Origin of the sequence: Paraburkholderia nodosa DSM 21604, assembly GCF_000519185.1 — a bacterium.
In the GTDB taxonomy this organism is placed as follows: Bacteria; Pseudomonadota; Gammaproteobacteria; order Burkholderiales; family Burkholderiaceae; genus Paraburkholderia; species Paraburkholderia nodosa.
On the sequence record NZ_JAFA01000027.1, the window covers coordinates 101,135 to 112,961 of the forward strand.

An 11,827-nucleotide genomic window follows, 5' to 3' on the forward strand; every position below is an offset into this window, starting at 1 on the left:
CGCCCTGCATTTTCAGGCGCCGTTTCGAGGCGCCTGCTCTCAGGCCGAACAGGCCAGCCTTAATGGAAGATCAAGCCCGGCCTGCTCGTGCTCACGCGCGTGCCCGCCTTGCCCTGGGTAATCGCTACGATATCGGCCAGCGCGCCGATCACCGCATCCTTGCCGGTGTTGCGCGCGAACTCCGCGGCCGCCATGACCTTCGGTCCCATCGACCCGGCCGCGAAGCCCAGCTTCTCCAGTTCGTCGGGATGCGCGCTCGCAATCGCCTTTTGCGACGGCTTGCTCCAGTCGACATACGTGGCGTTCACGTCGGTGGCGATGATGAGCATATCGGCCTCCAGCTCCTGCGCGAGCAGGGCGGAGCACAGATCCTTGTCGATCACGGCCTCCACGCCGCCCAGCTTGTGGCCTTCGCCGTAGAGCGTCGGGATGCCGCCGCCGCCCGCGCAAATCACGATCGTGCCGCGCTCCAGCAGCCATTTCACGGGGCGGATCTCGAAGATGTGCTTCGGCCGCGGGCTCGCCACGACACGGCGGAACTTGTCGCCGTCCGGGGCGATGGCCCAGCCGCGCTCGGCAGCGAGCGTCTCTGCCTGCTCCTTCGTGTAGACCGGGCCGATCGGCTTGCTAGGATGCTGGAACGCCGGATCGTTCGCGTCCACTTCGACCTGGGTGAGGATGGTCGCGAAGGGCACCTCGTACGGCAGGAGATTGCCGAGTTCCTGCTCGATCATGTAGCCGATCATGCCCTCGGTCTGCGCGCCGAGCACGTCGAGCGGGTAGCCGGGCACGTCCTTGTAGGCCTCGCCCTGCAGCGCGAGCAGGCCGACCTGCGGGCCGTTGCCGTGGGCGATCACCAGTTCGTTGCCCTGCGCGATTTGCGAGATCTGGCTGGCCGCGAGGCGCACGTTCTCGCGCTGGTTCTCCGCCGTCATCGGCTCGCCGCGACGCAGCAGCGCGTTGCCGCCAAGCGCAATCACGATTCGCATGTCTGACTCCCAAGGTGATGCGTGTCGGTGAAGCGGGGCGCATGCGCCCCGTCAATCGGTACGGCTCAAATGTCGGCGAGCGTCGAAACGAGAATCGCCTTGATCGTGTGCATGCGGTTTTCCGCCTGTTCGAAGGCCAGATTCAGCGGCGACTCGAACACTTCCTCCGTGACCTCGACGCCGCCCTTGAGCTCCGGATACTTATCGGCGATCTGCTTGCCGATCACCGTGTCGCTGTTGTGGAAGGCGGGCAGGCAGTGCATGAAGCGCGTATGCGGCGTGCCGCTCGCCTTCATGAGCGGCATGTTCACCTGATAGGGAAGCAGCGCCTTGATGCGCTCGCCCCAGGCTTCCATGGGCTCGCCCATCGAGACCCACACGTCGGTGTGCACGAAATCCACGCCCTTGACGGCAGCCTTGGGGTCCTCGGTCAGCAGGATGCGCGCGCCGCTTTCCTCGGCGAACTTCTTGCAGTCCGCCACGAGATCGTCGTGCGGCCAGAGCGACTTCGGCGCCGCGATGCGCACGTCCATGCCGAGCTTTGCGCCGATGAGCAGCAACGAGTTGCCCATGTTGTTGCGGGCGTCGCCGAGATACGCGTAGCTGATCTGCGTGAGCGGCTTGTCCGAATGCTCGCGCATGGTGAGCACGTCGGCGAGCATCTGCGTGGGGTGGTATTCGTCGGTGAGGCCGTTGAACACCGGCACGCCAGCGAACTTCGCCAGTTCCTCGACGATCTCCTGCTTGAAGCCGCGATACTCGATCGCGTCGTACATGCGGCCCAGCACACGCGCCGTGTCCTTCATGCTTTCCTTGTGGCCGATTTGCGAAGAGGTCGGGTCGATATAGGTGACGTTCGCGCCCTGGTCGTAGGCCGCGACTTCGAACGCGCAGCGCGTGCGCGTGGAGGTCTTCTCGAAGATCAGCGCAATGTTGACGCCCTTGAGGTGCTGCTGCTCGGTCCCCGTGTACTTGGCGCGCTTGAGGTCGCGCGAGAGGTCGAGCAGATAACGCAGCTCGCGGGTGTTGTGGTGCATCAGACTAAGCAGGCTGCGGTTGCGCAGGTTGAAAGCCATGTCGTTTCTCCGTTGCGAATGCAGTGGGAATGCGGATAGGGGGCGACGCTCAGAGATCGACGGCGTCGCGCACGATCGGGCACGTCATGCAGTGGCCGCCGCCACGCCCGCGGCCCAGTTCGCTCGCCGTGATCGTGATGACCTCCACGCCGGCCTTGCGCAGCAGCGTATTCGTATAGGTGTTGCGGTCGTAGCCAATCACGACGCCGGGCTCGACGCACACCACGTTGTTGCCGTCGTCCCATTGCTCGCGCTCGGCCGCGAACGCGTTGCCGCCGGTCTCGACGATGCGCAGGCTCTTCAAACCCAACGCTTCGGCCACAACGTCCACGAAGGGCTTTTCCTCGCGGCGCAGGTCGAGCTTCGAGGGGCTCTTTTCGTCGGGGCGAATCGAGAACGGCACGATCTCGTTGACCACTTCGGGGAAGATCGTCACGAGGTCGCGGTCGCAGAAGCTGAATACCGTGTCGAGGTGCATGGCCGCGCGCGACTTGGGCAGGCCCGCCACGACGATGCGCTCGGCGCCGCCCTTGGCGAAAATGTTCTGCGCGAGACGGCCGATTGCCTGGCGGCTCGTGCGCTCGCCCATGCCGATCAGCACGACGCGGTTGCCGATCGGCATCACGTCGCCGCCTTCGAGCGTGGCGGCGCCATGGTCCTCGTCGGGGTCGCCGTACCACACCTGAAAGTCCTTGCCCGCGAACTCGGGGTGATACCGGTAGATGGCTGTGGTGAGCAGCGTTTCCTGCCGGCGCGCCGGCCAGTACATCGGATTGAGCGAAACGCCGCCGTAGATCCAGCAGGTCGTATCGCGTGTGAAGGTGCTGTTGGGCAGCGGCGCGAGCACGAAGCTCGAATAGCCCAGATAACGGCGAAATTCCTTGAGGATCTTGCTTTGTTCGGTATCCGGAATATCTTCGGCAACCACGCCGCCAATGAGGAATTCCGCGGTCTTGCGCGGCTCGAGCCCTTCGAGCCAGCTGCGCACCTCGCCGGCGAGCGAAACGCCCACGGTCTCGGGGCGAACCTTGCGATCGAGGATGTACTTGAGCCCTTCGGGGTGTTGCACCGTTTCCGTGAGCAGATTGTGCATCTCGAGGACGTCCACGCCGCGCTCCCGCATCTTCGTCACGAAGTCGAAGTGGTCGCGCTTCGCCTGGCTGACCCAGATCACGTCGTCGTAAAGCAGCTCGTCGCAGTTGCTGGGTGTGAGGCGTTGATGCGCGAGACCCGGCGCACATACCATGACCTTGCGCAGCTTGCCTGCCTCGGAATTGACGCCGAAGGCGACAGTGTCCGTACTCATCATGAGACTCCTCGAATCAGAGGGTGAGAAAGCCCTTGTACAGGCCGAAAGCCGCCAGCAATGCGCCAATCAGCACAGCGGCGAAAACGAACTTCTCGATGTTGGTGAGCACGGGCTGGCCGACCTCGCGTTTTGCGCGTGCGAACAGCACGATGCCCGGCGCGTAAAGCAACGCGGAGAGCAGCACGTATTTGAGGCCGCCGGCGTAAATGAGCCAGACCGCATAGATCACGGCGATGCCCGCGACGACGAGGTCCTTGTTGCGCTCGCCGCTGTTGGCTTCATACGTTTCGCCGCGCAGTGCGAGCAGGAATGCGTAGGCTGCCGACCAGAAGTAGGGCAGCAGGATCATCGAGGTCGCGAGATAGATGAGCGAGAGATACGTGCCCTTCGAGAACAGCGTGATGACGAGGAAGATCTGCACCATGCCGTTCGTGAGCCACAGCGCGTTGGCGGGCACGTGCTTCGCGTTTTCCTTGCGCAGGAAGTTTGGCATCGTGTGGTCGCGCGCGGCCGAAAAGATGATTTCGGCGCACAGCAGCACCCACGAGAGCAGCGCGCCCGCGAGCGACACGACGAGCCCCACGCTGATGAGAATCGCGCCCCAGTGGCCGACCACGTTTTCGAGCACGCCCGCCATCGAGGGATTCTGCAGGGCCGCGAGCTTCGGCTGCGTGAGCACGCCGAGCGAAAGGATGTTCACGAGCACGAGCAGGAGCAGCACGCCGACGAAACCGATGACGGTGGCCTTGCCGACATCGCTGCGCTTTTCCGCGCGCGCGGAGAAAATGCTCGCGCCCTCAATGCCGATGAACACCCACACCGTCACGAGCATCATGTTGCGGACCTGGTTCGTCACGCTGCCGAGCTTGGGATTCATGTGTCCCCAGAAGTCGGCCGTGAAAGTGCCGGAGCGGAACGCAAACGCGCAGATGACGATGAAGAGGCATAGCGGCACCAGCTTCGCGACCGTGGTGATCTGGTTGACGATCGCAGCCTCCTTGATGCCCCGCAGCACGAGAAAGTGCAGCGCCCAGAGCAGCACCGAGGCGCAGATGATGGAGATCGGCGTGTTGCCCTCGCCGAACACCGGGAAGAAGTAGCCGAGCGTGCTGAACAGGAGAACGAAGTAGCCGACGTTGCCGAGCCACGCGCTGATCCAGTAGCCCCAGGCCGAGCCGAAGCCCATGTAGTCGCCGAAGCCGGCTTTCGCGAAGGCATAGACCCCGCCGTCGAGTTCGGGCTTGCGTATGGCCAGCGACTGGAACACGAACGCCAGCATGAGCATGCCGACCGCGGTGATCGCCCAGCCGATCAGCACTGCGCCGGCGTCGGCGCTGGCCGCCATGTTTTGCGGCAGGGAAAAGATACCGCCGCCCACCATCGAGCCCACGACGAGGGCGGTGAGCGCGCCGAGGCGAAGCCTGTTGGCGGCGGCTGGCGTGGCGGCGCTATCGGGCTTGGCGGCGGGGTGAGGCGTAGACGTCGATTCGGACATGCGCGATCTCCTGTACTAGCCGGCTGGGTTGCAGATCTCGCGCTGCGCGCGAGCCCATCAACATGCTTGTGCCTGAGTCTGCAGCGCGGATCGCATGCCGCGAGAGCGGAACCCGTGCCGCTACGCGCTCAATCTGATAGGGGGCGCGCAATCTGACAATAAGACCTTGGTCCGATAGGGAGAGGCAAATCGGCGGCAATTAGCCAAATTAAAGGCGTCAGTGGATTGCAGTTTTATGACGGGCCTTATGCCAATTGCGTACGGAATGGGCCGTATTGCCGGACTTTCCCGGTAAAACAGGTGTTGCGCGGCGCAAGGTAAATTAGCGGTTCGATCTATTTGTGCAGGACAACCCGGCATGTGAATTTCGATTTATCTTAGATTAAATCGGGAAGCAAAATATTGATCGCGCGTAAGTGTTCAATTACCGCTTTTATTCGAAATACTGGAAATAATCACAACGTGACATGTCATTGCGCGCGACGTTAGCGGACATCGTCGTCAGCAAACGCGGTTGGAAACCTCCCACTGGTTTCCCTGAATTGTTCGAGGCGCACCGGCTCCGGCACCATTAGGTCAAACGAACCCGCACGAGCTCACGCAACGAGATGAACGAAACTGTTCCCGCATCCGCTCCGGCCTGGACGCCGGCGCCGCAGCAAGTCGAATCAGCGCGCGTAACCCGGTTCATGAAATGGCTCGGCGAGACGCGCGGTCTCGCGTTCGACGACTACGACGCGCTTTGGCGCTGGTCCGTCGAGGACATCGACGGTTTCTGGTGCGCGCTGTGGGACTGGGCGCAGATTCCCTCGCGCGAGCCGCGCGGCGTGGCGCTCGCCGATGCGGCGATGCCCGGTGCACGCTGGTTTCCGGGTGTCGAATTGAACTACGTCGAGCGGGCCTTTCAGCTCGCGAGCGACGCGCGGCCCGCGATCGTTTCGCGCAGCGAGAGCGGCCCCATGGCGGGGCGCACGCGCGAATTGAGCTGGGCGGAGCTGCGCCGCCAGGTTGCGGCTTGCGCGGCCACGCTGCGGTGCATGGGCGTGACGCGCGGCGACCGCGTGGCGGCTTTCATGCCGAACACGCCCGAAACCGTCGTGGCATTCCTCGCCTCGGCGAGCGTGGGCGCGATCTGGTCGGTGTGCTCGCCCGACATGGGGCCGCTCGCGGTGCTCGACCGCTTCCGGCAGATCGAGCCGAAGGTGCTGTTCGCCGTGGACGGCTATCGCTACGGCGGCAAGCCGCACGACCGGCGCGAGCTGATTCACCATCTGCTGCGCGAATTGCCGAGCGTGGCGCACCTCGTGTTCGTCCCGCAGCTCGACCCGGACGCCGACGCGAAGGCGTACCCGCAGGCCACGGCATGGCGCGACGCCATCGCTGGCAACGTCCCGCTGCAGATCGAACACGTGCCGTTCGATCATCCGTTGTGGATCGTCTATTCGTCGGGCACGACGGGCATGCCCAAGGCCATCGTGCATTCGCACGGCGGCATCGTGGTGGAGCACGTGAAGCTCACCGCGCTGCATCTCGACCTGAACCCGGGTGACCGTTTCCACTGGTACGCCAGCACGAACTGGATCATGTGGAATTGCCAGGTGGGCGGCCTGCTCGCGGGCGCGACGCTCTGCCTCTACGACGGCAACCCCACGTATCCCGACGCGCCGGCGTTGTGGCGCTTCGTGGGCGAGACGGGCGTGACGTTCTTCGGCGCGGGGGCGGCATACTTCCAGGGGTGCCTGAAGACCGGCGTCGAGCCGCGTGCGGCGGCCGATCTCTCGCGCCTGCGCGCGGTCGGCTCGACCGGCTCGCCGCTGCCGCCCGAAGCGTATGCCTGGATACTCGAGCAGGTGGGGCCCGTCTGGATCGATGCGATTTCGGGCGGCACCGACTTCGCGGGCTGCTTCCTCGCCGGCGTGCCGACCTTGCCGGTTTATCTCGGCGAAATGCAGTGCCGGTGCCTTGGCGCGCGCGTCGAGGCATTCGATGACGCCGGGCACGCGCGCATCGACGAAGTCGGCGAACTCGTGTGCACCGCGCCGATGCCTTCGATGCCGCTTTACTTCTGGCGCGACGAAGCGAACCGGCGCTACCGCGAAAGCTACTTCGACATGTTTCCTGGCATCTGGCGCCACGGCGACTGGCTGCGCATCACGCCCCGCGGCGGCGCGGTCATCTACGGCCGCTCGGACGCCACCATTAACCGCCACGGCATCCGCATGGGCACGAGCGAGCTGTATCGCGCGGTGGAGTCGGTGCCCGAGGTGCTCGACAGCCTCGTGGTCGATCTGGAGTACCTGGGGCGCAGCTCGTCGATGCCGCTCTTCGTGGTGTTGCGCCCGGGTGTCGATCTGGGCGACGCGCTCGCGCAGCGCATTCGCGCGCGCGTGCGCGAGGCGCTCTCGGCGCGCCATGTGCCCGATGAGATCCATCAGGTTCAGGCCGTTCCGCGCACGCTATCGGGCAAGAAGATGGAGGTGCCGATCAAGCGGCTTCTGCTCGGGCAGCCGCTCGAGAAGGTGGCCAATCCGGACACCATGGCCAACCCGGAAAGTCTCGCGTGGTTTGCGGAGTTTGCGCGGACGAGGGGCCCGGCCGCGTGATTCTGGCCGCGCCGATTTAAAATGGCGCGCGGACCGACGCCGATGTCCGTCCGTTTCCGCGGCCTTCCATCGTCAATGCATGCCATCGCCTAGCGCCACCGTTCCCATCTCGCTCGTCAACGGCTTTCTCGCCGGCGCGGGCGCCGAGCCCACCGTGATCCGCCGCTATCTCAACGAGGCGGGCATCGCGCTGGAACTGCTCGCCAAGCCGGGTGGCCGTGTGACGGAAGAGCAGTTCTCCACGCTCTACCAGACGCTCGCTATCGAACTCGACGACGAGATGCCCGGCATCTTCAGCCGGCCGCTGCGCAGCGGCACACTCAAGTTTCTCTGCCTGAGCCTGCTCGATGCGCGCAACCTCGAAACGGCGCTGCATCGCTTCGACCAGTTCTTCCACATCGTGCTCGACGACTTCCGGCTCGAATCGCGCCGTCAGGGGCTGGTGGCCCAGGTGGCATTACGCGCCAACCCGGCGTATGGCGCGATCGGGCCGCTCGGCCAGGAGCTGACGCTCAAGCTCGCGCATGGCGTGTCGTCCTGGCTGATCGGCCAGCGTATTCCGCTCCTGCAAGTCGATTTCGCCTGCGCGCAGCCGCCGCACGCGCTCGATCACCGCTACTTCTTCTCCGGGCCCGTGCGTTTTGGCTGCGAGGCCACGTTGATGCGCTTCAGCGCGGCCTATCTCGACATGCCGATCCGGCAGAGCAAGCGCAACCTGCGCGCGTTTCTTGCGCGCTCTCCCGGCGACTGGATCTTCGAGACTTTCAGCGAGCAGCTCGTGAGCCACAACGTGCGTCAGTACCTGGCCGCGCAACTGCCCGATCTGCCGACCATCGAAGCGGCGGCCGACAGCCTGCACTGCTCGGTGCGCACGCTGTGCCGGCGCCTCGCCGCGGAGGAGACCACCTTCCAGGCGCTCAAGGACGAACTGCGCCGCGACGTGGCAATCCAGCGCCTTACCGACACCCAGGACACGATCGCGGCCATCGGCGGCGATCTGGGTTTCGACGACCCCAGCGCCTTTCACCGCGCCTTTCGCCACTGGACGGGCAGCACGCCCGGCACCTACCGGCGCCGCGCCTGAGCGTCGCCCGGCGCAAAGTGCGGACACCCACCCATGATGGGTGGGCACAGCGGCCGACAGCATGGCCAGAATTGTCACCATGTGGTCCGGTTTGGACAGTGGTTTTGCGACCCATTGACGCTACGATCCGTCCTGTACTGCCGCAAGGTGGCCATCCAGGTATCCCTGGCCCGGCGGCGCATCCAATTTGACCCCTGAGTGACTGGAAGGACCGATCATGAGCTACAACGCCCCCGTCAAGGACATGCTGTTCGTGCTGCAAGAGCTGGCTGGCATCGACGCCGTCGCAACCCTGCCGGGTTTCGAAGACGCTGGTTTCGACACTGCGCAGGCCGTGCTCGACGAGTGCGCGAAGCTCTCCGGCGAAGTCATCGCGCCGCTGAACGTAGAAGGCGACCGCGCGCCCAGCAGCTGGCGCGACGGCGAGGTCACGGCGACGCCTGGCTTCGCCGGGGCGTTCCGCCAGTATGTCGAGGGCGGCTGGCAGGGGCTGCAGCATCCGTCCGAATTCGGCGGCCAGGCGCTGCCCAAGCTGATCGCTACGCCTTGCATCGAGATGCTCAACGCGGCGAACCTCTCGTTCGCGCTGTGCCCGCTGCTCACCGACGGCGCCATCGAGGCGCTGCTCACCGCGGGCAGCGACGAGCTGAAGGCGCGCTACGTGCCGAAGCTCATCTCCGGCGACTGGACCGGCACGATGAACCTCACCGAGCCGCAGGCCGGCTCCGACCTCGCGCTGGTGCGCTCACGCGCCGAACCGCAGGGCGACGGCACCTACAAGGTCTTCGGCACGAAGATCTTCATCACGTGGGGCGAGCACGACATGGCGGAGAACATCGTTCACCTCGTGCTCGCGCGTACGCCCGACGCCCCCGAAGGCGTGAAAGGCATTTCGCTCTTTGTCGTGCCGAAGTTCCTCGTCAACGACGACGGCTCGCTCGGCGCGCGCAACGACGTCCATTGCGTATCGATCGAACACAAGCTCGGCATCAAGGCGAGCCCGACGGCCGTGCTCCAGTACGGCGATCACGGCGGCGCGATCGGCTACCTCGTGGGCGAGGAGAATCGCGGCCTCGAATACATGTTCATCATGATGAACGCGGCGCGCTTCGGCGTGGGCATGCAGGGCGTGGGCGTGGCGGAGAGCGCGTACCAGAAGGCCGTGGCGTACGCGAAGGAGCGTGTGCAGAGCCGCCCCGTGGACGGCTCGCTCAAGCAGTCGGCGACCATCATCCATCACCCGGACGTGCGCCGCATGCTCGGCTCGATGCGCGCGATGACCGAGGGCGCACGAGCGCTCGCGTATGTCGCCGCTGCCTATAGCGACCATGCTCACTACCACGCCGACCCTGAAGCGCGTGCGCGCAATCTCGCGATCTACGAATTCCTCGTGCCGATCGTGAAGGGCTGGAGCACCGAAATGGTCAACGAAGTGACGAGCCTTGGCGTCCAGGTGCATGGCGGCATGGGCTTCATCGAGGAAACGGGCGCGGCTCAGTACTACCGCGATGCGCGCATTCTCGCCATCTACGAAGGCACCACGGCGATCCAGGCGAACGACCTGGTGGGCCGCAAGACGGTGCGCGACGGCGGCGCGGTTGCGAAGGCGCTGCTTGGCGAGATCGCCCGGACTGCTGAGGAACTCGGTCAGGTGGGCGGCGCGGCGGCGGCATCGATGCGCGAGCAGTTGGAGAAGGGAGCTCGTGCGCTGGCGAATGTCGTCGACTACGTGGTTGCAAACGTAAAGCGCGACCCGAACGCGGTGTTCGCGGGCAGCGTGCCGTATCTCAAGCTCGCGGGCATCGTGCTGTGCGGCTGGCAAATGGCGCGCGCGTTGCTCGTCTCGCAACGCGAACTCGCGAACGACGCCGAGTTTTACGGCGCGAAGATCGCGATCGCGCAGTTCTACGCCGAGCACATTCTCGCGCAGGCAGGCGGCCTCGAGACGTCGATCCTGGCCGCAAAGGGCGACGCTGGCGTGCTCGCGCTGAGCGAAGTGCAGTTTTGATCGAGCGGCTTAGGGCGCTCAGTTAGCAAGCAAGGAAGAGGATATGTCGTCGAGTGATCTGATTACACAGTACGGTCCACGCGAGTCGATGGAATACGACGTCGTGATCGTTGGCGGCGGCCCCGCCGGGCTGTCTGCCGCGATCCGCCTGAAGCAGCTGGCCGCGGAGAAAGGCACTGAAATCGGCGTTTGCGTGCTGGAGAAAGGCTCGGAAATCGGGGCGCATATCCTCTCGGGCGCGGTCATGGATCCGCGCGCCTTGAATGAGCTGATCCCGGACTGGAAAGAGCAAGGCGCACCGCTGAACGTGCCGGTTACCGAAGACAAGTTCCTGTTCCTCACGGAAACCGGCGCGAAGGGCGTGCCGAACTGGGCGCTGCCCGACAACTTCAAGAACCACGGCAACTATGTCATCAGCCTCGCGAACGTCACGCGCTGGCTGGGCCAGCAGGCCGAGGCGCTGGGCGTGGAAATCTTCCCGGGCTTTCCGGCCGCCGAAGTGCTCTACAACGACGACGGGTCGGTCAAGGGCGTCGCCACCGGCAACATGGGTGTCGGCAAGGACGGCGAGCCTACCGAGAACTTCCAGCTCGGCATGGAGCTGCACGCGAAGTACACGCTGTTCTGCGAAGGCTGCCGCGGGCATCTGGGCCGCCAGCTCAACGAGAAGTTCAAGCTGGGCAAGGATTCGGATCCGCAGGTCTACGGCATCGGCATCAAGGAACTGTGGGAAATCGATCCCGCGAAGCACCAGCCCGGCCTCGTGATCCACACCGCGGGCTGGCCGCTGGAGTCCGACACCTACGGCGGCTCGTTCCTGTACCACATCGACAANAACCAGGTGATGGTGGGNTTTGTCGTGGGTCTGGCGTACCAGAACCCGTATCTCTCGCCGTTCGAGGAATTCCAGCGCTACAAGACGCATCCGGAAATCCGCAAGTATCTGGAAGGCGGCAAGCGCGTGTCGTACGGCGCGCGCGCGATCACCGCCGGCGGCCTGATGTCGCTGCCCAAGCTCGTGTTCCCGGGCGGCGCGCTCGTGGGCGACGATGCGGGCTTCCTGAACGCCTCACGCATCAAGGGCAGCCACGCGGCGATCAAGACCGGCATGCTGGCTGCCGATGCGGCATTCGAAGCCGTGCAGGCAGGCCGCCAGAGCGACGAGCTCGCGGCTTACCCGGAAGCGTTCAAGCAGTCGTGGCTTTACACGGAGCTGTACAGGGCGCGCAACTTCAAGCAGTGGATGAGCAAGGGCCTGTACCT

The 11,827-nt window shown here is 64.9% G+C and carries 8 protein-coding genes; 4 read left to right on the forward strand and 4 right to left on the reverse strand.

From position 1 onward, the window contains the following. Positions 1-59 precede the first annotated feature (59 nt). The 4 genes from arcC to arcD all read right to left on the reverse strand — a co-directional run bounded on the left by arcC (position 60) and on the right by arcD (position 4,755). A complete protein-coding gene (gene arcC, locus A3CW_RS0130990) occupies positions 60-989 on the reverse strand; it encodes a carbamate kinase (RefSeq protein ID WP_028207031.1) in 930 nt (309 codons plus the stop codon). A 65-nt stretch (positions 990-1,054) separates the two neighbouring features. Beyond that, a complete protein-coding gene (locus A3CW_RS0130995; RefSeq protein ID WP_028207032.1) occupies positions 1,055-2,065 on the reverse strand; it encodes an ornithine carbamoyltransferase in 1,011 nt (336 codons plus the stop codon). A gap of 49 nt (positions 2,066-2,114) precedes the next feature. Continuing rightward, positions 2,115-3,374 (reverse strand): arginine deiminase, encoded by a 1,260-nt coding sequence (arcA, locus tag A3CW_RS0131000; RefSeq protein WP_407669779.1) that lies wholly within the window; start codon positions 3,372-3,374, stop codon positions 2,115-2,117. A 13-nt stretch (positions 3,375-3,387) separates the two neighbouring features. Further along, positions 3,388-4,755: an arginine-ornithine antiporter gene (arcD, locus tag A3CW_RS0131005; protein ID WP_051481826.1), complete on the reverse strand. Its 1,368-nt coding sequence runs from the start codon at positions 4,753-4,755 to the stop codon at positions 3,388-3,390. Between the two features lie 722 nt (positions 4,756-5,477). Between arcD and A3CW_RS0131010 the strand changes: the two genes are divergently transcribed. The 4 genes from A3CW_RS0131010 to A3CW_RS0131025 all read left to right on the forward strand — a co-directional run. Further along, positions 5,478-7,472 (forward strand): acetoacetate--CoA ligase, encoded by a 1,995-nt coding sequence (locus A3CW_RS0131010; RefSeq protein ID WP_028207035.1) that lies wholly within the window; start codon positions 5,478-5,480, stop codon positions 7,470-7,472. A 79-nt stretch (positions 7,473-7,551) separates the two neighbouring features. Continuing rightward, positions 7,552-8,556: an AraC family transcriptional regulator gene (locus A3CW_RS0131015; protein ID WP_028207036.1), complete on the forward strand. Its 1,005-nt coding sequence runs from the start codon at positions 7,552-7,554 to the stop codon at positions 8,554-8,556. A gap of 217 nt (positions 8,557-8,773) precedes the next feature. After that, complete coding sequence (locus A3CW_RS0131020; protein ID WP_028207037.1) at positions 8,774-10,564, forward strand: acyl-CoA dehydrogenase; 1,791 nt, start codon at positions 8,774-8,776, stop codon at positions 10,562-10,564. A gap of 43 nt (positions 10,565-10,607) precedes the next feature. Beyond that, positions 10,608-11,827: NAD(P)/FAD-dependent oxidoreductase (locus tag A3CW_RS0131025; RefSeq protein ID WP_035514486.1), on the forward strand; the 1,220-nt coding region annotated here is incomplete at its 3' end.

Coding starts and splice junctions, on each gene's coding strand:
- arcC (WP_028207031.1), bottom strand. CDS start 989: ATGCGAATCGTGATTGCGCTTGGCGGCAACGCGCTGCTGCGTCGCGGC.
- A3CW_RS0131015 (WP_028207036.1), top strand. CDS start 7,552: ATGCCATCGCCTAGCGCCACCGTTCCCATCTCGCTCGTCAACGGCTTT.
- A3CW_RS0131020 (WP_028207037.1), top strand. CDS start 8,774: ATGAGCTACAACGCCCCCGTCAAGGACATGCTGTTCGTGCTGCAAGAG.
- arcA (WP_407669779.1), bottom strand. CDS start 3,374: ATGATGAGTACGGACACTGTCGCCTTCGGCGTCAATTCCGAGGCAGGC.
- A3CW_RS0130995 (WP_028207032.1), bottom strand. CDS start 2,065: ATGGCTTTCAACCTGCGCAACCGCAGCCTGCTTAGTCTGATGCACCAC.
- A3CW_RS0131010 (WP_028207035.1), top strand. CDS start 5,478: ATGAACGAAACTGTTCCCGCATCCGCTCCGGCCTGGACGCCGGCGCCG.
- arcD (WP_051481826.1), bottom strand. CDS start 4,755: ATGGTGGGCGGCGGTATCTTTTCCCTGCCGCAAAACATGGCGGCCAGC.